This is a genomic window from Salicola sp. AFF1 (genome assembly GCF_056783195.1).
In genome coordinates this window covers 97,967-119,375 of sequence record NZ_JBXAYL010000009.1, presented here as the reverse complement: position 1 = coordinate 119,375, position 21,409 = coordinate 97,967, and the positions used below count along the sequence as shown (strand labels likewise).

Genomic DNA, 21,409 nt, shown 5'->3' with positions numbered 1-21,409 from the left:
ATGGATCTATTCAATCAATACAACGGTGAGCTGCACGCCGAATCCGTGCCGGTGAGAAGGATTGCCGAGGCGCACGGGACACCCTGCTACATCTACTCCAGGGCTACGCTGGAACGGCACTTCCATGCCTATGACCAAGCCCTGGCTGGTAGGGCGCACCGCATCTGTTACGCCGTGAAGGCCAATAGCAACCTGGCCGTGCTCAATGTGCTCGCGCGCCTGGGGGCGGGGTTCGACATTGTTTCCGGGGGTGAACTGGAGCGCGTGATCCGTGCTGGCGGTGATCCCGCCTGTACCGTCTTCTCGGGCGTGGGGAAACAGCGCTGGGAAATCGAAAGGGCCCTGGAAGTCGGTGTACGCTGCTTCAACGTGGAGTCCGACTTTGAGCTGGCCATGATCAATGACGTGGCCTCGCAGCGTGGCCAGATCGCGCCCATATCCGTGCGTGTTAATCCGGATGTGGATGCCCAGACTCATCCCTACATCGCCACTGGGTTGAAGGCCAATAAGTTCGGTGTCGATATCGAGCAGGCCAGAACGCTGTATCGCCAGGCGAAGGCGATGCCCGGTGTCGAGATCGTGGGCGTCGACTGCCACATCGGCTCCCAGCTGCAGAGTCTGGAGCCGCTGATGGATGCGCTGGAGCGGATGCTGGCCCTGATTGATGCCCTGGCGGAAGAGGGAATCAGCATCCAGCACCTGGACATGGGAGGCGGGCTCGGCGTGCCCTATGGCGATGAGCAGCCGCCCAGTCCCCAAGCCTATGGTGAAGCCCTGAGGCAGCGCCTGGCGGGGCGCGATCTTGAACTGCTGCTGGAGCCGGGGCGCTCCATTGCTGCCAACGCCGGCCTCATGATCACTCGCGTGGAAGGGCTCAAGGGGGACGAGGCACATCGTTTTGCCATCGTGGACGGGGCCATGAACGACCTGATCCGGCCGTCGCTCTATTCCGCCTGGCAGCGGATTGAGGCGGTGGCTGAACGCAGCGACATTGAACCGGCGGTTTACGACGTGGTGGGGCCGGTGTGTGAAACCGGCGATTTCCTGGGTAAACAGCGGTCGCTGGCGATCGGCGCTGGCGACCTCCTTGCCGTGCGTTCGGCTGGCGCCTACGGTTTTGTTATGAGTTCAAACTACAATACCCGTAATCGACCGGCGGAAATCCTGGTTGATGGTGACGATGTACATCTGGTGCGCCGGCGCGAGACACTGGAAGACCAGCTGGCACCTGAGATGCCGCTGCCGGAGTTCGGTTCATGAGCGGTGACGGGCGCCGGGGGCGTGGTGGTTGGCTGCGCTTCACCAAGATGCACGGGCTGGGCAATGACTTCATGGTGGTGGACGCCATCACCCAGCCGGTGCAGCTGGAGACCAGCCAGATCCGGAAGATGGCGGATCGCCACCTGGGGGTTGGCTTTGACCAGCTGCTCATGGTGGAACCGCCGGAGCGCCCGGACGTGGATTTCCGCTACCGCATTTTCAATGCGGATGGCACCGAGGTGGAGCAGTGTGGCAACGGTGCCCGTTGCTTTGCGCGCTTTGTGCGCGATCAGCAGCTGACCCGCCAGAATCGGCTCAAGGTGCAGACAGCGACTGGCATCATGACTCTGGAGGTCACCAAAAAAGGCCAGGTCCGGGTGGATATGGGCGTTCCGGAGCTGGCTCCGGCTGCGATTCCATTTGCCGCGGATGAGCAGGCGGTGACCTACCCGGTAATGGTGGATGGTGACACGCTGCCCCTTTCCGCCGTTTCCATGGGCAACCCGCACGGGGTGCTGGTGGTGGACGATGTGAACACGGCGCCCGTTGAAAGCCTTGGCCCTCTGATGGAAGCCCATCCACGCTTCCCGGCGCGAGCCAACGCGGGGTTTATGCAGGTCGTGGCGCCGGACCGGATCCGGCTGCGGGTGTTCGAGCGTGGTGTGGGCGAAACCCGGGCCTGTGGTAGTGGTGCCTGTGCTGCGGTGGTGGCCGGGCGACTGCGCGGGCTTCTGGCCGAGAGCGTGACGGTGGAGCTGCTGGGTGGCACGCTGACCATTTCGTGGCCGGGGGATGGGGCAGCTGTTACGATGGAAGGGCCCGCGACGCGGGTCTTCGAGGGTAGGATCAAGCCACCTGGTGACGGACGGCGTTCCCGCCAGGGTGGCGGTCGCCCCCAGAACAACAGGAAGAAAAAGGGTCGGGGCGGAAACTCCGCCTGACAGACGGGAGGTAGTGAATGACAGACCCGACAGCGGAACCGGCAAGCGCCACGGTCTCTGAAGCCGATGTCGCCAGGTACCTGGAGGCCAATCCGGATTTTTTTGAACGCCATGAGGCGCTTCTGCAGAAACTGCGGCTGCCCCATGACAGCGGCGAGGCGATTTCGCTGGTGGAGCGCCAGGTGCACCTGTTCCGTGAGCAGCGGGATGCACTGCGCGAGGAGCTGTCCGGGCTGATTGGTATCGCCCGCCAGAATGATCAGTTGTTTGCCCGTAGCAAACGGTTGTTGATGCAGTTGCTGGATGCCCGTTCCGTGGAGGAGGTGGCGGCGATTCTGGATGAAACCATCCGGGGTGAGTTCCAGCTTCAGGGCGCGACCCTGACGGTCCTGACCGACGGTGAACCTCCGTCCCAGTGTGGCGCCGTGCGTTATCTGGGCCGCGATGAGGCCAGGGCGGTGTTTGGTGAGGCACTGGATGAAAGCCAGCCGTTGTTCGGGCGTCTGCGTGATAGCCACCGTGAGGCTCTGTTTGCGGCCCCTGACCAGGTCGGTTCGGCAGCGGTGATTCCCGTGCGCCGGGACGAGTGCCTGGGGCTGATTGCCATTGCCAGTGCTGAAGAAGGCTATTTCCACAGCAGCATGGGGTCCCTGTTCATGACCTACATCAGCGATACCCTGGGCCGGCTTCTGCCGCCTCTGTTGGCACCGGAAGGCCGTATGACCCCGCCCGAGGCGGAAGCCGGTCACTGACCCCCATCCCCCGGGAGCTCCGGTATGGCGTCCACTGATGCGCACGCTGAACGGATTGAGGCCGCTGGAACGCACCCGGAGCCGGTACAGCGCTTCCTGCGCTATCTGGCATCAGAGAGGCACTGCGCTCAGCGGACCTGTGAACACTATGGCAGGGACCTGAACCAACTGAGCGAATGGTGTGATCAGCAGGGATGGCAGCTTCTGTCGTTGGATCAAGCCGCATTGCGGCGCTATGCGGCTGGCCTGGCGCGTGCAGGGCGCTCTGGCCGCACCATAGCCCGCCATCTCTCCGCCATCCGGCGTTTCTACGACTTCCTGATCCGGGAAGGGATGGTGACGGATAACCCGGCCCTCGACATCCGCCCGCCCCGCAGCCAGTCTCCCTTGCCCGGGGTCATGGACGTGGACCAGTTGCACCATTTGCTGGCGCGTACGCCCCGGGATCCACTGGAGGTGCGTGACCTTGCCATGATGGAGCTGATGTATTCATCCGGGTTGCGGCTGGCTGAGCTGGTGGCACTGGACGAATCCCAGCTGGATCCCAGTGACGCCAGTGTGCGGGTGACCGGCAAGGGCAACAGGACGCGTATTGTGCCGGTCGGTCGGGTAGCGCTGCAGGCACTGGATTGCTGGCTGGCGCATCGCCCGGCCCTGGCCGCGGCGGGGGAAGAGGCTGTATTCGTCAGCCGCCACGGCCGGCGCATCCACCGCCGGACCGTGCAGGCAAGACTGCGTCGCTGGGGCCAGCTCCAGCAGGCTGACCAGGGGGTCCATCCGCATCTGATGCGTCATTCCTTCGCCAGTCACATACTGGAATCCAGCGGTGACCTGAGGGCCGTTCAGGAACTGTTGGGCCACAAGGACATTGCGACCACACAGGTCTATACACACCTGGACTTCCAGCATCTGGCCCAGGTATACGACAGCGCGCATCCGCGTGCGCGCCGGCGGAAAGACAGAAAACGGGGAGCGGCGACGGAGAACGGGCGGGATGAGTGATCAGGATTGGCGGCAGAAATACATCGCGGCGCTGGAGCAGCACGAGCAGGACGAGCAGCAGTGGCAACGCCGGCAGAACAGCCTGCAGCGCTTGCTGGTGCGTGTCTCGCTTGTTGCCGAGGGCCAGGATAGCGATCTTGATGGGCTGCTTGGGGAGTTGCGTGAGCTGGCCCGCTCCGACAATCCGGATGCGGACCGTCTGCTTCGGCTCCAGGAAGCGTTGGAGGAACGTGTTTCCGGTTTTGACGAGGCGCGTGATGAGGTCATTCGCCGGCTTCAGGGGGCCATTGGACGTCTTGCCGAGCCCCTGCGCGCGCGGGCGGGCCGGGAAGAGCGGCGGCAACTGAAGTCCCTGCAGCGCACATCGCCGGAAACCATCGGCCGGTTCGACGCGCTGCCGGCGTTGCTCGAGCAGCTTGCGGCCATTCAGCAGCAGCTGCTCAGTGCGGCCGGCGAGAGCACGAAACAGGGGTCGTTGCTGCAGCGCCTTTTTGGACGTCGCGGTTCTGGAACGTCGGGCAACGACGCTGAAGAGGCGCCGTCGCAAGCCGCTGAAACCCCTTCTTCAGCGGCGCCAGACTCTGTCATGGACACCAGCGCCAACGGGCTTGAACTCGACAGCGGTGAACCCCGGGTTGATGATGATCAGTTCCATAACCTCAAGGCTCGCCTGCTGCAGCTGCTGCGCCATATCCAGCAGCACATCCCGCTCTCTGGGCCGGCCGGGGAACGGATTGAGCAGCTGCTTGAAGGCGTTGGCGAGAGCCAGAACTGGCATCAGATCCAGGCGGCACTGGATGAGGTGGTGCACCTGATCGTGGCGGCCGTGGGCCGGGGGCAGCGGGAATTTGAGCAGTTCCTGGCGGGGCTGGACCAGCGCCTTGTGCGGCTGCGTACCCAGTTCGAGACCGGTGCGCTGGACTTTGAGCATTGGCAGGACGTATCCGAGCATTTTGACCGGCGCATTGACCAGGAACTCGACGAGATGGGCAGCGAGGCACTGGGTGCAACCGAGCTGAGTGCGCTGCAGCAGGCGGTGCGTGACCATGTTGATCGGCTCAATGCCACCCTGAAGGAATACCGTGACGCGGAGGCGGACCGGGAGCAGGAACTCCAGGCCCAGGTGAATGACCTGCGCGACAAGGTGGCTGCCATGGAGGCTGAATCCAGGGAGGCGCAGAAGGAACTGAAGAAGGAGCGGGAAAAGGCCACGACCGATATGCTGACCCAGTTGCCCAATCGGGAGGCGCTGGAGGAGCGTCTGGAGCAGGAGTACAGGCGCTGGCACCGGTATCGTGAGCCGACCACTCTGGCGATTATCGATATTGACCGTTTCAAGGAGATCAATGACACCTATGGTCACTTGGCCGGGGACAAGGTGCTGCAGCTGCTCGCACGATCGCTGAGGGAAAACCTGAGGGAGACGGATTACATCGCCCGCTATGGCGGCGAGGAATTTGTCGTTGTCCTGCCTGCCACTCCCCCTGAGACCGCGGTCGATGTATTGGAGAAGCTGCGTGAACGTATCCGGTCGTTGCCCTTCCATTTCCGGCATGAACGCGTTGAGGTGACCTTTTCCGGTGGCGTGACCGGATTCATGGAAGTGGATGGTCCGCATCAGCTTCTGGACCTGGCGGACCGCGCCCTGTATCGCGCCAAGGAACAGGGCCGGAACCAGGTGTTACGGGGCGACGAACCGGCCGCGGGTCCTGGAGAAAAACACTGATGCGCTTGATCGGGGCGCTTCTGGCCATAGCATGGGCGTTGATGCTGCCATTGGCGGCGCACGCCATCCCGTTCCCGGCCACTGAGAACCTCCCGGAGCTCAGTGTGGAGCAGAAGCTCTGGTTGAAGGATCAGGAGCGTATCCGGCTGGGGATACCTTCCGGACGGCCACCCCTGGCCTACCGCAATGAGTTTGGCCGGGTGCTGGGGACCGAATCTGGTTATGCCCGCCTTCTCGAGCGCAAGCTGGGTAAGCGCGTGGAAATGGTGGGCGGCAATCCCCTGCTGCTTGAGCGCATGCTGGCCCAGGGCCAGATTGATGCCATCAGCATGCGTTTCGCCAACCGGTCCGCTGGCGAGTACCGGTTCACCCGCCCCTATATGCAGGTGCGTTACGCCATTTACGCCCGCCGGGATAACGCCAGCATCAGCCGGCTCGGCAGTCTGGAGGACAAGCGCGTCGTTTTGCTGGACGGCGACCGCTATCCCTTCGAGCTTATGGATCGCGTCCCCTCGTTTACCCCACTGGCCGCACTGACCCTCAGTGAGGCCATGGACATGTTGCGCAGCGAGGAGGCGGATGCACTCCTTGTTCCTGTGCCGGTGGGTGACCGTTATCTCGAAGATAATGACGTGCGCTCCATCCAGCGGGTGCAGGTGCTGGAGGAGGAACCTCTGCCCCTGTCCTATGCCGTCCCCTTTGAAGAGGGACGCCTGCGTGGTGTTCTGGATGCCGCCATTGACTCGATGACCACGCTGGAGCACCGCAACATCCAGGGGGCCTGGATGGGGCATGACGTGATCTTCGGTGAGCAGGAAGAGGAAGTGGTGCTGACCGCGGATGAGCGCGAGTGGTTGGCCGATCATCCGGAGCTGAAAGTGGCCATGCGCACCGGCTGGCCGCCTGTCGAGTTCCGTGGTGGCAGTGGGAGGGGAGAACTGGAAGGCGTGATCCCGGACCTGCTCGCCTTGATTGAGCAGGAACTCGACTATGAGTTTGAGCGGGTGCCGGTTCTCCCTGGTGAGGATGTGGACGCGAGACTTGGTGAGGGAGGGGTAGACGTGGTCCCCGCCCTGCCGCGGACGCCCAACCGCCAGGACGAGCATCTGTTCACGCGCAGCTATCTCAGCCTGCCGGTGGCGATTGTGGTTCGGGATGACCACCGGTTCGTTGGTGATCTCTCTGAGCTTGATGGCAGTGACCGGGTTGGCGTGGTTCAGGGCATGGCGGCCGGAGAATACCTCAATCGCCACCATTCAGCCCTGAACGTGACGCAACTGGCTTCCATCAGCAAAGGGCTGCAGCAGGTGGCCAACGATGAGCTGGACGTTATGGTCACCCATATCCCCGGCGTCAGTTACACCATCTCCCGGCTTGGGTTGGAGAATCTGCGCATCACCAGCATTGCGCCCTTTCAGTATGATCTCCGGCTGGCGGTTCGTTCCGAGCATCCAGAACTCGTGGGGATTCTCGGCAAGGCATTGAGCCGGATCGACCGCTCGGCACTGGACAAGGTCTACAACCGCTGGATCAAGCTCGACGTGGAACAGCAGACGGATTATACCGTGGTCCGGCGGGTTACCATCATTGCGCTGCTGGTGCTGGCCGCCTTCTTTTACTGGAACCGTAAACTCTCCCTGGAGGTCAGCGAACGCGTACGCTCCGAGCAGGCGCTCAGGCGCAGCGAGGAGGAGTTGCTGAACGCCAAGCAGCGGGCCGAGGAGCTGGCGGATAAGGCGGAGGAGGCCAATCGCGCCAAAAGCGAGTTCCTGGCGAACATGTCCCATGAGATCCGTACCCCGATGAATGCCGTTATCGGGTATACGGAGCTGCTTGAGCGCACCATTACCGATGACCGCCAGCGGGGCTACCTGGAGTCCATCAAGGCGGGTAGTCGCAGCCTTCTGACGCTGATCAACGACATTCTGGACCTGTCGCGCGTGGAGGCCGGAAAGATGCGGCTCGAGTACGGGCCACTGGATCTGGGCCGGCTGCTTGATGATGTCCGCCATATCTTTGCGATCCGGGCGCGCGAAAAGGGCTTGGAGCTGGCGATTGAAATGGACGAGAACATGCCGCCGGTGATGGTTCTGGATGAGACCCGTTTGCGGCAGGTGCTGTTCAACCTGGTGGGCAATGCCATCAAGTTTACCGACCACGGTGAGGTCCGGGTGCGTGTCGTCTGGAAGGAAAGCGAGGCGCCAGAGCTGTGCATTGAGGTGATGGACAGCGGTATCGGGATCCCGCCGGAGCAGCAGCAGCGCATCTTCGAGGCCTTTGAGCAGCAGGCCGGGCAGAGCAGTCGGCGTTATGGCGGTACCGGGCTGGGACTGGCGATCAGTCGGAAACTGGTTGAGATGATGAACGGTGAGCTCAGTGTCCGCAGTCAGCCCGGGGAAGGCACCACCTTCCGGGTGCACCTGAAGGACGTGGAAACCGCCCTGGCGGCCCCGAATGTGAACGACGAGAATGTGGCGGTGCGTTACCAGTTTGAGCGCAGCCGGGTCCTCATCGTGGATGACAACCCCGTGAACCGGCAGCTTGTGCGGGATGTGCTTGAGCCGGAAGGGCTTGAGGTGGATGAGGCGGAAAACGGGGTTCTGGCCCTGGAACGTGCCCGTGATTTCCGTCCGGACCTGGTGCTGATGGATATCCGTATGCCGGAGATGGACGGCTTTGAGGCGCTGCATGCCTTCGGCCAGGACCGGCGGCTTAGCGGGATCCCCATTGTGGCGCTTACCGCGTCGGTTATGACCAGCGAGGCGGCCCGTATCCGGGAAGCCGGCTTTGATGGGTACCTGCATAAACCAGTAAGCCGTGAGATTCTGCTGGGTGAGCTGGCTGGTTATCTCGCCCATGAGCGGATTGATCTGGAGGCGAGTGAGCAGGAAGAGGACACGGCAGACCTCACGCCCTGGTGTGACCTCGGCGAAGAGCAGCGCAAACGGGTCATGCGGGCCCTGCGCTATTCCCTGATCCCCCAGGCCACTTCACTGGTGGATAGCGGTGATCCGGAGGCGTTGCAGGCGTTCGCCATGGAGCTTCAGTCGCTGGCCCGGGAGCAGGGTGTGGAAGAGCTGGTTGCGTTTGCTGATCAGCTGGTGGAAGCCGTTGATGGGTTTGAGCTCGATCGGGTGCAGCAGCTGATGGAGCAGTTTGCGGGAGAGACCTTCCTGCCCGAGCATGAATAGACGCACGGTGCGCCAGGGCTCTGGGGCCGCATCTGCGCTATGCTGTGACTAATACGCAGGCAACAACGGACAAACGCGATGTATCAACTGGTCTTTAGCGGCGAATGGGAAGCCGGCCTGGATGAACAGTCGGCGCGGGAGAAGGCCCGCAATCTGTTCAAGGCCAATGACGCCCAGCTGGAGAAGATGTTCTCTGGTGAGCGTGTGGTTATCAAGAACCGCCTTGATGAGGCGACGGCCTATAAATACCAGGCGGCCATGAAGAAGAATGGGTTAGTGGCTCACATTGAGCCCATGCAGGCTGTGGGCCAGGACAGTGAGGCGCCGCGATCCCGGACCCCGCCAGACGATGGGGGGCAGCAAGGAGAGCGGTCCGCATCGCCGGCTGACGGTGACGCGTCGCCTGCAGAGAGCGTGGCTGTGGAACCAGGCGATCGACTGCCGGTAGCCGGCGATAAGGTTGACAGCATCCTGGCGGGTTCCGGGCTGAGCCTGGGCGCTCCCGGTGAACGCTTGGAAGAGCTCAGGGCGGATCCGGAGCCGGTTTTCGAGCATCTGGATGAATGGTCTGTGGCGCCGCCGGGGGAGGACCTTGCGGCGAGGGAGGAAAAGCCCGAGCCGCCGGCGCCGGACATTTCCCATCTGTCATTGGCGGACGAACCAAAAACCGGCAACGGGTGATAGACTGCGGCCTTCAATGCCAGGCCATGAGAGGTAAAACAGTAGCTCGATGACTGACTTCATCCGCATACCGGTTTCCTTCGGTGAAGTGTTGGACAAGATCACCATTCTCGAGATCAAATCTGAACGGATTGACGATCCGGAAAAGCTGGGCAACGTCCAGCTTGAGCTGGAGACCCTGAATCAGCACTGGCGGGATGCGGTGGCCGAGCCTTCCCGCGTGGATGGGGAGCGCCGGAAACTGAAAGCGGTCAACGAGCAGCTCTGGGAGATTGAGGACAGTCTCCGTGAGGAGGAAGCCGCGGGGCGCTTTGGGGAGCGCTTCATCCGGTTGGCGCGCTCGGTCTACTTCACCAACGATGAGCGGGCGGCGATCAAGAAACGGGTCAACCTGAGCCTGGGCTCGCGATTCGTGGAGGAGAAGTCGTACCGCGACTACAGCCGTTGAGCCTGGGTCAGGCCCTCTGGCGCTGGTTGGCCACCCAGCGGTCAAGCATGTCCGTGGCATCGGCCACCGTAATGAGTTCCATGACGCCCTCATATTCCGCCTTGGTGCCCCAGCGGGCGTTTTCAACCCGCTTGCCGGTAAACCGCTCCAGGGCCTCAGGGTAACGGTTCACGCACCACTTGAGTGAGTTATAGGGCCCGGAACGGTAGGGGTTGGAGCCGGCAAAAAGCCCCAGGACATCGGTGCCCATGGCGTTGGCGATGTGTGCCGGTCCGGTGTCCGGTGCAATCACGAGATCCGCCCTGGCCATGAGGGAGGCCAGCTGTTTGAGGGTGTCCTGGCCGCAGATGTTGGATGCCTGCTCTTGCATGGCGCCCGCGATGGCCTGGCAGCATTGGCGGTCCCGGTCCGAGGGGCCACCGACAAGAATGATATGGGCATCGTATTGGCAGACCGCGTAATCGGCCAGGGCCGCATAGCGCTCTGGGGGCCAGTTCCGGAGTTCATGGCTGGCTGAAGGGCTGATGACCAGGTTAAAGCGGTCAGGGTCCAGGATGCGCTTGGCGAAGGCCTTGTCCGTCTCGAACAATGGGATGTGCCACGCCGGTTCCGCCGGCTCAAGCCCCAAGGCGGTTGGAAAGCTGGCCAGGCAGTCGAGCACATGCTGGCCGTTTTTCCGGGGGATCCGCTGGTTGATGAAAAGGCCATGGAGGTCCTTGCTGCGGTCCCGGTCGAACCCGATCCGGGTGCGGGCCGGAATGAGCAGGGCCGCTATGTTGGCGCGCAGTGCGACCTGCATGTGGAACAGCACGTCAAATTGCTCACCTTTCAGCTGGCGCCATAGGTCGAGATAACCACGCAGACCCGCGTTTTTGTCAAACACAACAAATTCCACGCCAGGCAGGCCTTCAAGCAGGCGAGCTTCCGTCTTGCCGATCACCCAGGTGATGCGCACATCGGGCAGTTGCGTCTTCAGACTCTGTATAACCGGCAGCACATGGGTTACGTCACCGATCGCGGAAAGGCGGAGGATGCAGATGGAGTTGACGGATGCGCTGGATGAATCATTCAGCATGGATTAAGTTGGGCTGGCCCGGGTTGGAGTCGTCTGATTGTTGCTTGCTAGAATGTCTCCGCCAGAGGGCAACCTGTGCCCCACCTGCACCGGAGGAGGACGTATAGTAACGTAGTATGCCTGTGACGTCCCGTATCCCTCTGCAAATCGAATCGACCAACCCTGACCAGAGCAGCCCCTGATGAGCCACGCCCCAGTCCGTTACGGCAACTCTCGTGCCCGTTGCCGGGTAAGCGCCGCCTGGTCGCATGTATTTGATCCCAGCTGGTTCTACCCGGAGTCCTGGGGAAGCGCTGCTCGACCCGTGGATGCGGGGGGGCGTGGTGGCGCCTGGTTCGTAACAGCACCGGGCGGCGAGCTGGTGCTGCGTTTCTATCAACGTGGCGGGCTTATGGCGCACCTTTCCAAGGATGCGTATCTTCGCACGGCGGGGAGTGGGAACCGCGCCTTTGCGGAGTTCGATCTTCTGCAGTACATGAGTGCAAGAGGGCTTCCTGTGCCGCCGCCGGTGGCCGCCGTCTTCTGGCCCGTGGCGGGGGTATTTTACCGGGCCGCAATATTGGTGGAGCGGCTTGACGGCGCCGAGCCATTGCCAGCGGTTCTTGGGGCACTGACAACGAACCACTGGGAGACGGTAGGCCGAACCCTGCGCAGGTTCCACGATGAGGGCATCGATCACGCGGATCTCAATGGCTTCAATATCCTCTGGGTCAATGGGTCGGTCTACGTGATTGACTTTGACAAGGGACGCCAGCGGGCTCAGGGCAGAACCGGGGCGCGTTGGCAACGCCGCAACCTGGACCGCCTTCACCGGTCATTGCGGAAACTGGATTGGCGCGACTCGCCGTTGGGGCTGGCTACCGCCTGGGGGCATCTTCTCGCGGGTTACAGAGACAGTACGGCATGCCCATGACGCTCATGAACCGTTATGAACGGAACCTCCACAAGCTGGGCTACTACCTTAACGCTGTCTTCGACCTGGCGGTTCCCCGTCCCTACTGGTTGTGGCAGGGGCAGCGCCTGATGGCGGAATATGGCGCATTGGCCCCGGATGCGCGGGCGGAAGTCGATGCGCGGGTGGCTTGGTACAATCGCCTGGAGGCCCCGTTCAATCCGGGTCCAGAGGCCATACGGCCACAGCAGTTCTCGCGTCGCGGTCAGCGTTCCGCCTACTATCTGGATTTTAAACGCCTGCTCCGGTGCCTCCCGGAAGATCGCCCCTTCCGCTATGAGTTTGGGGATGTGACCTGGGTGCCGGAATACCCAAGCTTTGTGAAAAGCCGCCCCGTTGCCGCCGAGCGAGAGAATGCCAATTCGGTGCTGCTCAAGCTTAACCAGGTCCGCCATTACTTCATGGTACGGGATCACCTGAGCTTCCGGGACAAGGCGCCCATTGCCATCTGGCGCGGCAAGGGCAGCCAGCCGCAACGGCGGGCATTCCTTGAACGTTACCATGACAATCCGGTATGTAATGTGGGGTGCAACCACCCGGAGTCCGTTGGCGAACCCTGGCACACGGGGTTCATGCCGGCTTCGCAACAGCTGAACTATCGCTACCTGGTGAGCATCGAAGGCAACGACGTGGCTACCAACCTGAAATGGATTCTCGCCTCGAACTCCCTCTGCCTCATGCGTCGGCCCCGTTACGAGACCTGGTTCATGGAAGGGGCATTGGTACCCGATGTGCATTACGCCTGTCTCGCGGACGACCATTCGGACCTGGAAGAGCAGGTCCGCTACTATAATGCCCATCCCGAGGCGGCCGAGACCATCATTCGTAACGCCCAGGCCCATGTGGCCCGGTTCATGGACGCACGCCGTGAGTGGCTGATCTCGCTGCTGGTCATGAGGCGCTATTTCGAGAAGGTTGAGGCCTGATGGCGCGTTATCTGCTGTTCGTGAACCAGCCCTATTCCTATGCCATTCTTCGGCCTCTGCAGGCAGCTATCTGGGCGCGTGGTGATGAAGTGGCCTGGTTTGTCGCGGGGTGCAGTGCCGATGCCTTGGGGGAAGGGGAGTTGCGCCTGGAAACCATCCGGGAGGTGATGGCGTATCAGGCGGTGGCGACCTTTGTGCCGGGGGACTGGGTGCCCTGGTTCTTCCCCGGCATCAAAGTGGAGGTGTTCCATGGCCTGGCGCGGAATAAAAGAGGGCATGAAAGCGAGGCGGAAAGTGACCATTACCGGATTCGTGGCTGGTTTGACCTCTACTGTACCCATGCTGAGACTGATACCGAACGCTTCCGGCAATTGGCACGGGCAAAGGGGTTCTTTTCCGTGGCTCATACCGGTTGGCCCAAACTGGACCCCTTGTTCAAAGAGGCGGGCAGGGAGAAGAGCGCGGCAGGTGAGCATGACAGGCCAACGGTTTTCTTCGCTTCCACCTTCAGCCGGAGCGTGACAGCCGCACCCGAGCTGTATGACGAGATTGCCCGCATGGCCCGTTCCGGACGTTGGCACTTCCTGGTCACCTTGCACCCCAAGATGGACCCGGAATGGGTGGCGCGCTACCGGGCTCTGTCAGGCCCCAACCTGACCTTCATTGAAAGTGACGAAGACCTGATCGCAACCCTTCCCATGGCGGATGTGATGCTCTGTGATACATCATCCATCATGTTTGAATTCATGTTCCTTGATCGCCCGGTGGTTACCCTCAATACCCGCATGCCGGGGCCCTGGTTGATTGACGTGGGGGAGGCATCCGAGGTTGAGCCTGCCCTGGAGCGGGCCCTGCAGCGACCGGAACACCTCGTCGCCGCTATGCGGGCCTACTGCCGGGAACTGCACAGTTTTGCGGATGGCTGTTCAAGTGAGCGGGTTCTTGAAGCAGTTGACCGTTTCCTTGCAAAGGAGCACAGCCATCTTGCCTCCAAGCCGCTCAATCTATGGCGGAAGTTGAGGATCTGGTTCCGGCTTCAGCGCGATCTAGCTGAAACCCGTTATCAATCAACGCCCGAAAACAGGCAATGAAATCCGATTTGCGCTGCCTCAACTCGCGGCCGTTAATGCTATTGAATTGCTCATAAACGCTGTCTTTGTTATCAGCGAGCCAGTGAATCCCCTCGACTACGTCATTCACTTCGCAAAGTGCTGCCCGGACCCAGTTGACGCCTTTGAGGTTAATCCGATCATGGGGAATGGGGAGTGCCAGATCCGGGTAGGTTGCAGGCACCAGGTAACCGGTCTCCTGGTGCCGCACCCATTCGTTCATGGGCGGGGCGTCCGTCGTGAGCACGGGGGTACCGCAATAAAGGCTTTCAAGGATGGCGAAGCCAACCCCTTCCCATTTTGAAGGCGCCACGGAAAAGTCGGCGGAGCGGTAATAGGCCAGGTTCTTCCTGTAGGAGGTGTTCCTGTGGCTATAGGTAAAGCTTTTCCCCCGAAATGGCGCCAAGGGAGAGACATCAAGGTCCGTCTGGGTTTTCAGGGTGAAGTGGATATCGTCTCTCTCGGCGAGCACCTTGCTGAACGCGTCTATTACCACCTGATGGTTACGCCGTTCGCCAAGCCCGCCGCGACCAGCATTGAACAGGAACAAGGTTTTGTCTCGTGAAGCCTGTTTCTCTTGGATCGGAAGCTCGGTAATCCAGGGGTTCCGGACGACGTTCCTGAGCCCGAAGTGCTGTTCCAGCAAGTCGGCGCAGGCATGCTGTGGCGCCATGATGATGTCCACCTGGCGGAAGTCTTCCTGCCCATAGTGGGGGGGAATCCATTCGTGGTTGGGGCGCCATATGGTACGAATGCCACGTTCACGGCAGGCCTGAAAGAGGTTGGGCATGAACTGCTCAATCGTCATCACCACGTCCTTGCTGTTCAGCCATCTCAGGAATGAACGCTTGGTGTGCCATGTGGCGTCAAAATCCTTCCCTTTGCGTCCTGCCGGGATCTGGTAGATCTGAAAATCGACATCGGGGAAATGGGCCTTGAAAAAATCCCGCAAAAGACGGGATTCGGTTCCCAGGCCCCGGTTATTCATGCAATTCACCAAGCCGAATTGCGTTCGGTTGTGTTTTCTTGTGAACAACGCTGGCATTCCCCCTGGACCATCGCTTGAAGATGGGTTTCGCCGATGAGTGACAGTGCAACGGTGTCCCATTCTAGGCGCATGCCGGTTGATCGGGAACCATCAACGACCTGGAGGGGATTACGGCGGCCAACGGGGAAGCTGTCGCACGGGTAATCAGCGTGCTACCATCAGCCCTCGCTAAAAACGCTCTCTGAGTGGCGCAACGGTCTCCTATGGGCTCTCGATTAAAAGGCCTCTACGCCTATTTTGTACTCTGGTTCTACCGTCTGGCAGCCAAAGGCTGGGTGCCGGCACGCTGGTTTGAACCAAATCTCCCCGAACCATCTCAGCGCGCTGCCCGGACTGGGCCGCTCAAACTGGAGGTGGTCAGCCATTGCTGGCAGTACGCCCATTTTTTGATCTATCAGCTGAGTTCGCTGGTTCATTATCCCCCTTCCGGTTCCGGGCTTCATGTCACCATGACGGTTTGCTATAGCCCCGAGGATGAACAGACAAAGCGGCTACTGGCGTTCTTTGAGCAACAGGACGTTCCCAATGTGACCTGGAACTGGGTTCCCTACCGTAAGGAAGAGCTGTTTCGGCGTGGCATCGGTCGTAACCAGGCCGCGCTGAATACACAGGCGGACTGGGTCTGGTTCACGGACTGTGATCTGATGTTTCGCGATGGGTGCTTTGATGCCCTGGCTGAGCAGTTGCAGGGTCGTCGCGATGCCTTGTTGTACCCTGCGGAAGAACGGTGTTCTGAGCTTTTGCGGGAAGATAATCCCATGTTGCAGCAGGGCGCAGGGCAACCCTCGCTCGTGGATGTCGATGATCATGCCTTTACGGCCCATTATCCCTCTCGTGCGACCGGCCCGCTACAGATTACCCATGGCGACGTTTGTCGGGCGGTGGGGTATTGCCGCTCCCTGCGGCTGTACCAGACGCCGGCGGACCGTTGGAGGAAGGCCCATGAGGACCGGGCGTTTCGTTGGCTGGTTCGGACTCAAGGGAGCCCTATCCAGATTCCGGGCGTCTATCGTATACGGCATGTCCAGAAAGGCCGCTACTCCGGGGGAGAAACCCATAAACGGCTCCGAACCGCGTTGCGGCTGCTGCAGTCATGGTACCGGGAACGCAAATAGCCTTTCATAAGGCCTGCCTCTAGGGAGTGGCTCGTGTTTTTCTGCATCTTTTCATTCAATCGTGGCCGTTTCCTCGCCAACTGTGTGGATTCCATAGAGCGTTGCGTTCCCAGCGCTGATATTCTCATTTTTGATGATGATAGTGATGATGCCGAAACGGTGGAAATACTTGATCGGCTCTCAGAGAAGTATCCGGTAAAGAGGTCCGGGAAAACCTCCATGGGGCGTCTTGGCGGCCTCTATAATAATATGCAGGCCGCACTTGACGCATGCCGGAACGAACGCCTGGTTTGCTTTCTTCAGGATGATACCCAGGTGGTCAGGAGGGTAGATGAGGCTGAAGTTGAGCAGATCAAAGCCACCTTTGACGCGAATCCGGACATCGCTTTTTTGAGCCCCTGTTTTGCTCGAGGCAGAAGTGTTGCTAAAGGGGCTTCCTATCAGTTTGACGAAAAACGCCAGCTTTTCTTTCGCGAGCCAGACGAACGCAGTGCTGGGCGCTATTTTTCCGCGCTTTTCATAGCGAAGCCGGATCGACTTATGAGCCTCGGATGGCGCTTTGAAGGTTCGGAGCCGGATAATGAACGAAAGGCAAGCTCGTTAAGCGCCCCGATGGGGTTCCTGAAAGCCCCTTTCGCCATGTGGTTGCCGGAGGTACCGGCCTATAGAGGAAAGAAAAAGACACTTGGTCTCCGGCTTGCGGAAAGGAAAAGGAAGTGTGGTTTCTATCCATTCCGGATCATGGATGAGGCCGAAAGCAGGCAGTTACTGGAGCGTACGCCTGAGCGGATTGCCATCGCCGAGGATTACCTGGAGTGCGTTCCGGTAACACCGCCCAGGCCATGGGCATATAACCCTCTGACAGGTACCGGTTGGCGAAAGTTGCTCAGTCAGTTGGAAGTGTCGCTTCGCAAGCTATGGGGGTAGGGCCGTTGGTCATTTCAGCTAATATTGCATCGGTGCCTTCAAGGCAAAAGATGCTGGATAGGACGATAGAGAGTCTCTACCATCAAGTTGATGTGATCAATCTGTGCCTCAATGGGTATGAAACGGACCCCTATGCCGAGGACAGTAAAATCAATGGCTTGATCTCTGACAATTCCCTTGGTGACGCAGGGAAGTTCCTGTTTCAGGCGCAGAACAAGGGTTACTATTTTTCATGCGATGATGACATCATCTACCCTCCCACCTACGTTAGGGATACCATCGCAAAAGTGGATGAACTGGGGGTGGTGACCTATAACGGAAGGACCTTCAAGAAGTATCCCGTCAGGAGCTTTTATCGCAGTAAGTCCTACAAGTACCGTTATGCAAGGCATGAACCCGAGACGCTTAAGGTTGATTTTGGCGGGACTGGCGTCATGGCGTTTGATACGCGTTACTTCCAGGTGCCGATAGAGGCGTTTGAGGCCAGGAATATGGCTGATATCTGGTTCGCTGTTTATGCCAGGTCGCACAATGTCCCGATCTGGCACCTGGGTCATGAGGCCGGCTATCTGGCTTCACAGGAAACAGAGGACTCAATCTATGATGAAAAGTACCGCTCAGACCGCTACGAAACGGAAGTTGTTAACAGGGCCTTCGCTGAAAACGGCTCCAGCCTCTTGAAGCGTATTTTGGGTTAGGCTTTACGGATTCCCCACTCAGTCCAGGTTATGCCTTCCTTTTCAATTCTCAGCCTTATGTTCTTGTTCTCTTGAACCGCGGCAGGATCCTTGTAGCCCCTTTTGTGGTCCAGGTGAAGCACGACGGCGTTGTAACGAACGTGCTTAGGCTTTATACCCGCATTCTTCAATCTTGCCCCTAACTCCCGGTCAAGTCCACCCCAAACCATTCGCTCGTCGAATCCGTTGACATTGATGATGTCTTCCTTCCAGGCAGAAGCGTTTGACCCTTTGAAGTTGCACTTGGTTGGCGTGATGGCGTTGTAGAATTTTGCCGCTTGAGGTGAGGCGGTCAGTTTTTTGTTCTTATAGCTCGATTGGAGTCCGTTGGACTTGAGCCATGCAAGGTCGAAGCATCGACCTGAAAGGATGTCATCCTTGGCTATCTTTTCACTGGTTGTCATGGGAAGTTTGTGGTAACCACCGGACAGGAAACAGCCTTGTCGGGCTTCCCGGGCATGTGTTTCAAGGAAATCATGGCGTGGGATGCAGTCGCCGTCTGTGAATACGAGGTACTCAGCGCTGGCTTCAAGGATGCACTGGTTAAGAATGTGACATTTTCGGAAACCGTTGTCTTCCTGCCACAGGTGCTTGATATCCAGATTGGTCTCGTTGCGGAACCTGTCGATGCATGCCTGGGTTTCCTGGCCCGAGCCATCGTCACCAATGATGATCTCAAAGTCATGGTGGGATTGCTGTGTATAGCCCCACAGGACTTTCTCCAGCCACACCGGAGAGTTATAGGTCGTTATGATGACTGATAGTTGCATGATGGCGCGTCTTATCCCAGCGATAGTTCTTTAGGGTAGTCAAAGGTTTCGAAATCATTTTCGTATAATCTGTATACCCTGTCTGCAAGATCCGGGCTGTAGTATTCAGATAACCTTTTGCTGGCCCCCATGGTTTGACGTTTTGCTGTGATTGGGGCATCAAGCTGGTATTTTGGTTGCAGGTTGCTGAACACGATACTCAGGGTGTTTTCCAGGTCTTCAGTCCTGCCAAGCAGATGGTATTGGTGAGCAGGGAGGGTCAACAGTTCGGTCTGCGGGACCCAGTGCGCATTGCTGTAAAGGCCTTTGGTTTCAAGGTAACGAATAAAATCCGGAAATGAGGGATATTGCCGGTGCTTTTTGGTGACCCGCTCCACCTTGTCGAGGTAGGCGGATAGCACTCGGGTATAGGGGTTGCGGCCTATCGAGAATTTATAGAGGTTATCGAGTGCTTGGACTTCATCCCGGGAAAGCTCGGCTGGGCTCTTGAAGCACTTTTTGGCGTCACGATCGAGCAGGTGTTCCCCGAACTTGAGGAAAGCGAGGTTGGTGACGACCGCAGAGTTCGCAGCCTTGGGGATTCTGCTGCAGAAAACGCCCAGCTCGAAATCCACCAGGTTGCGGTCATTGATGCTCGTGACCGAGGCCTGGCTGTTGAGGGGGTAACGTCGGTAGAAAGGTCGCCAGCTCGTGATAACTCGATTGACCAGGAAATGCTTCATGTTCGATACGTCGTTCAGTAGTGCGTGGAGTGACTTTGCCGTTGCATGGTCCAGAGTCCCGCGTAGGTATTGAAGCTGGTCTGGGCATAGGTCACCGCCATCAGGTACCCAACAGGCCCGTCCAGAAATCCAAGTCGTAGTATATAGACCTGAACAAAGGTTGTAATGGCCCTGAGGCTGGGGTAAAGCAGTGTGCGGGTACGCTGTCCTTTCGCCGCTTTCTGCTGGGCGCTGAGCCAGGCGTACTGCGCGCTCTTGGACAGAGCATGACCATAATCCCGGTGGGTGTAATGGGTCAGGCGACCGCGCAGGGTACGGATACGGGCGCCATCCGGAAGGAGTATGGCTTCATGAACCCGGGCACTGGAGAACGCGGCCCCCTCTCTTCGGAATAGCCGCAAGGGAGCGCGGGCGCTGCGGCCGAAGTCCAGGCGTTTGCCGTAGATCGTCACGGCCCAGGGCAGCTTGAAGGCGTCCGCGTCGGGCTCGGTGCCCAGGCGGTGGTTGATTTCGCGGGCCAGATAGGGGGTGACCCGTTCATCGGCGTCTATGGATAAGACCCACTCGCCGGTTGCCTGTTCGAGCGCCCGTTGTTTCTGGGGGCCAAAACCGGGCCAGTCGGTGATCGTGACCCTGTCCGTGTATTGCCGGGCAATGGCGACAGTGCCGTCGGTGCTGCCGCTGTCCAGCACAATGATCTCGTCCGCAAGGCCCTGAAGGGATTCGAGGCAGGCGCCAATGTTGTCGGCTTCATTGTAGGTGATGATAGTGGCACTGATGCGTTGGGCGCGTTCCCGCGTCAGGCTCTCATCAATGGCCCTCAGTAGCAGATGGGTCAGGGCTGTTACGGCCAACAGGTAGAAGGTGATGTAGATCCCACGCTCCAGTGTGGCCTCGGTCAACCCGAATACCAGGTAGGCCAGTGGCACCATGGCACCGGCCTTCGCGAGTGAGGCGACGCGGACGTTGTCATGGCGGGCATAGCGCAGGAACTGGGCGAATGGGATTGCAAGCAGAAGCAGCCAGGACAGCGCTCCGAGTAGGCCGCGCGTGGCAAGGATCTGGATCAGGTCATTGTGGGCATGGTCGAGGCAGCAGTCTGCGAGCCCGGGGGGCAGCTCGCCAGCGTCGATGCTGGACTGGAGAGCCTGGGCGTAGCCTGGTACGCCCACGCCCGTGAAAGGGGCGGTGGTGAACAGGCCCAGTGCGTGGCGCCAGATATCGAACCGGTACTCAATGGCGGGACCATAGTGTCCGTTCAGCAACGACAGCAGCCCGTTACCAAGCCGCGACTCGAGTGCCAGGAAGAAAACCAGAACCAGAAGCCCGGCGACCCCCAGCAGAACGCGTTGGCGCGGAGTGGCAAAACCTATCAGAAACAGAACCAGTACCGGCAGGGCCAGCAGGTTGTTCCGGGTACCCGACAGGTAGGCGGCGGTGAGGCCCAGGATCCCGGCCAGTAATGCCACGAGCCAGGGAGGCCATTGTGTCCTGTTTTTCAGGGCGGTCGCCAGGGGCAACAGCATCACGCTGCTGAGCAGGGCGAGGTTGCCAAAGGGGATGGGGTGGGTCGCGCCCTCTGCCCGCTGGATCTCTTGGCTCCACAGCAGCGGTTCCAATGCGACAAGGCCGGCCAGGGTGGCACAGCCTGCCAGGGCCAGAAACACAGCCCTTTCCCGCACCGCGGAATAGGCCAGCACTACAAAAATCGGCCAGAAAAGCAGCATGCGTCCGTGCTTGCCCAGGTTCTTGACATCCTCGTACCCGAAACCATTCAGGGCGCAGCTGGCAAGGCTCGCCAATGCGAAGAAGGCCAGAGCGAAACCGATCAGCTTGACTTCCCGGTCAGCCGTCGGGAGTGCCCGTGTGCCACGGAACCGGGCAGTGCCGATGAACACCAGGCCGGCAAGAGCAGCGCCATAGGTCAGGGTTGAAAGGAGGCTGTCGATAACCAGTGAGCCGGCAATGGCGATAACACAAAGACCTGCCGTCGCAGTGGCGATCAGGCGAGGGACGGAAAGGGGCAA

General features: G+C 59.9%; 19 protein-coding genes. 14 read left to right on the top strand and 5 right to left on the bottom strand.

Going from position 1 to position 21,409, the window contains the following annotated elements; all coding sequences use genetic code 11:
- The 8 genes from lysA (at nucleotide 1) to AC1RQI_RS08210 (ending at nucleotide 10,001) form a co-directional block, all read left to right on the top strand.
- Nucleotides 1-1,260, top strand: coding sequence for a diaminopimelate decarboxylase (lysA, locus tag AC1RQI_RS08245; protein ID WP_481904365.1), 1,260 nt, complete (start codon nucleotides 1-3; stop codon nucleotides 1,258-1,260).
- Complete coding sequence (gene dapF, locus AC1RQI_RS08240) at nucleotides 1,257-2,201, top strand: diaminopimelate epimerase (RefSeq protein WP_481904364.1); 945 nt, start codon at nucleotides 1,257-1,259, stop codon at nucleotides 2,199-2,201. The genes lysA and dapF overlap by 4 nt, the downstream gene beginning before the upstream one ends.
- A 17-nt stretch (nucleotides 2,202-2,218) precedes the next feature.
- Complete coding sequence (locus AC1RQI_RS08235) at nucleotides 2,219-2,953, top strand: DUF484 family protein (protein ID WP_481904363.1); 735 nt, start codon at nucleotides 2,219-2,221, stop codon at nucleotides 2,951-2,953.
- Nucleotides 2,954-2,977: 24 nt separating this feature from the next.
- Nucleotides 2,978-3,955, top strand: a complete 978-nt coding sequence (gene xerC, locus AC1RQI_RS08230) for a tyrosine recombinase XerC (protein ID WP_481904362.1) — start codon at nucleotides 2,978-2,980, stop codon at nucleotides 3,953-3,955.
- Nucleotides 3,948-5,681: a diguanylate cyclase gene (locus AC1RQI_RS08225; protein ID WP_481904361.1), complete on the top strand. Its 1,734-nt coding sequence runs from the start codon at nucleotides 3,948-3,950 to the stop codon at nucleotides 5,679-5,681. The genes xerC and AC1RQI_RS08225 overlap by 8 nt, the downstream gene beginning before the upstream one ends.
- Nucleotides 5,681-8,872, top strand: a complete 3,192-nt coding sequence (locus tag AC1RQI_RS08220) for an ATP-binding protein (protein WP_481904360.1) — start codon at nucleotides 5,681-5,683, stop codon at nucleotides 8,870-8,872. Before AC1RQI_RS08225 ends, AC1RQI_RS08220 begins: the two co-directional genes overlap by 1 nt.
- A gap of 78 nt (nucleotides 8,873-8,950) precedes the next feature.
- Entirely contained in the window at nucleotides 8,951-9,553 is a 603-nt protein-coding gene (locus AC1RQI_RS08215; protein ID WP_416632554.1) for a hypothetical protein, read from the top strand.
- A gap of 49 nt (nucleotides 9,554-9,602) precedes the next feature.
- Complete coding sequence (locus tag AC1RQI_RS08210) at nucleotides 9,603-10,001, top strand: DUF6165 family protein (RefSeq protein ID WP_416632553.1); 399 nt, start codon at nucleotides 9,603-9,605, stop codon at nucleotides 9,999-10,001.
- Nucleotides 10,002-10,008: 7 nt separating this feature from the next.
- On the opposite strand, the gene AC1RQI_RS08205 is transcribed toward AC1RQI_RS08210, so the two are convergent.
- Entirely contained in the window at nucleotides 10,009-11,076 is a 1,068-nt protein-coding gene (locus AC1RQI_RS08205; RefSeq protein ID WP_481904359.1) for a glycosyltransferase family 9 protein, read from the bottom strand.
- Nucleotides 11,077-11,257: 181 nt separating this feature from the next.
- Between AC1RQI_RS08205 and AC1RQI_RS08200 the strand changes: the two genes are divergently transcribed.
- From AC1RQI_RS08200 to AC1RQI_RS08190, 3 genes are read left to right on the top strand one after another with little or no spacing between them, the layout of a single operon-like run.
- Nucleotides 11,258-11,989, top strand: a complete 732-nt coding sequence (locus tag AC1RQI_RS08200) for a 3-deoxy-D-manno-octulosonic acid kinase (protein ID WP_481904358.1) — start codon at nucleotides 11,258-11,260, stop codon at nucleotides 11,987-11,989.
- Complete coding sequence (locus AC1RQI_RS08195; RefSeq protein WP_481904357.1) at nucleotides 11,980-12,954, top strand: glycosyl transferase family 90; 975 nt, start codon at nucleotides 11,980-11,982, stop codon at nucleotides 12,952-12,954. Before AC1RQI_RS08200 ends, AC1RQI_RS08195 begins: the two co-directional genes overlap by 10 nt.
- Entirely contained in the window at nucleotides 12,954-14,045 is a 1,092-nt protein-coding gene (locus AC1RQI_RS08190; protein ID WP_416632549.1) for a CDP-glycerol glycerophosphotransferase family protein, read from the top strand. Before AC1RQI_RS08195 ends, AC1RQI_RS08190 begins: the two co-directional genes overlap by 1 nt.
- Here the strand turns inward: AC1RQI_RS08190 and AC1RQI_RS08185 are convergent.
- The gene (locus AC1RQI_RS08185; protein WP_481904356.1) at nucleotides 13,954-15,051 is read right to left on the bottom strand and encodes a glycosyltransferase; all 1,098 of its coding nucleotides are present in this window, start codon (nucleotides 15,049-15,051) and stop codon (nucleotides 13,954-13,956) included. The two genes, AC1RQI_RS08190 and AC1RQI_RS08185, sit on opposite strands and share 92 nt — an antisense overlap.
- Before the next feature lie 509 nt (nucleotides 15,052-15,560).
- On the opposite strand from AC1RQI_RS08185, the gene AC1RQI_RS08180 reads away from it, so the two are divergent.
- Genes AC1RQI_RS08180 through AC1RQI_RS08170 form a run of 3 tightly spaced genes read left to right on the top strand, consistent with a single transcriptional unit; the run spans nucleotide 15,561 to nucleotide 17,851 of the window.
- The gene (locus tag AC1RQI_RS08180) at nucleotides 15,561-16,226 is read left to right on the top strand and encodes a glycosyltransferase family A protein (protein ID WP_416632547.1); all 666 of its coding nucleotides are present in this window, start codon (nucleotides 15,561-15,563) and stop codon (nucleotides 16,224-16,226) included.
- Between the two features lie 33 nt (nucleotides 16,227-16,259).
- Nucleotides 16,260-17,153, top strand: a complete 894-nt coding sequence (locus AC1RQI_RS08175; protein ID WP_349751836.1) for a glycosyltransferase family 2 protein — start codon at nucleotides 16,260-16,262, stop codon at nucleotides 17,151-17,153.
- A gap of 5 nt (nucleotides 17,154-17,158) precedes the next feature.
- Nucleotides 17,159-17,851, top strand: a complete 693-nt coding sequence (locus AC1RQI_RS08170; protein WP_481904355.1) for a hypothetical protein — start codon at nucleotides 17,159-17,161, stop codon at nucleotides 17,849-17,851.
- Here AC1RQI_RS08170 and AC1RQI_RS08165 read toward each other — a convergent pair.
- From AC1RQI_RS08165 to AC1RQI_RS08155, 3 genes are read right to left on the bottom strand one after another with little or no spacing between them, the layout of a single operon-like run.
- Nucleotides 17,848-18,660 carry a glycosyltransferase family 2 protein gene (locus AC1RQI_RS08165; protein WP_481904354.1) on the bottom strand — a complete coding sequence of 271 codons (813 nt, stop codon included), beginning with the start codon at nucleotides 18,658-18,660 and terminating at the stop codon, nucleotides 17,848-17,850. The genes AC1RQI_RS08170 and AC1RQI_RS08165 overlap by 4 nt on opposite strands.
- A gap of 11 nt (nucleotides 18,661-18,671) precedes the next feature.
- Nucleotides 18,672-19,382 carry a sulfotransferase family 2 domain-containing protein gene (locus AC1RQI_RS08160; RefSeq protein WP_481904353.1) on the bottom strand — a complete coding sequence of 237 codons (711 nt, stop codon included), beginning with the start codon at nucleotides 19,380-19,382 and terminating at the stop codon, nucleotides 18,672-18,674.
- Between the two features lie 14 nt (nucleotides 19,383-19,396).
- Nucleotides 19,397-21,409: a glycosyltransferase gene (locus tag AC1RQI_RS08155; protein ID WP_481904352.1), complete on the bottom strand. Its 2,013-nt coding sequence runs from the start codon at nucleotides 21,407-21,409 to the stop codon at nucleotides 19,397-19,399.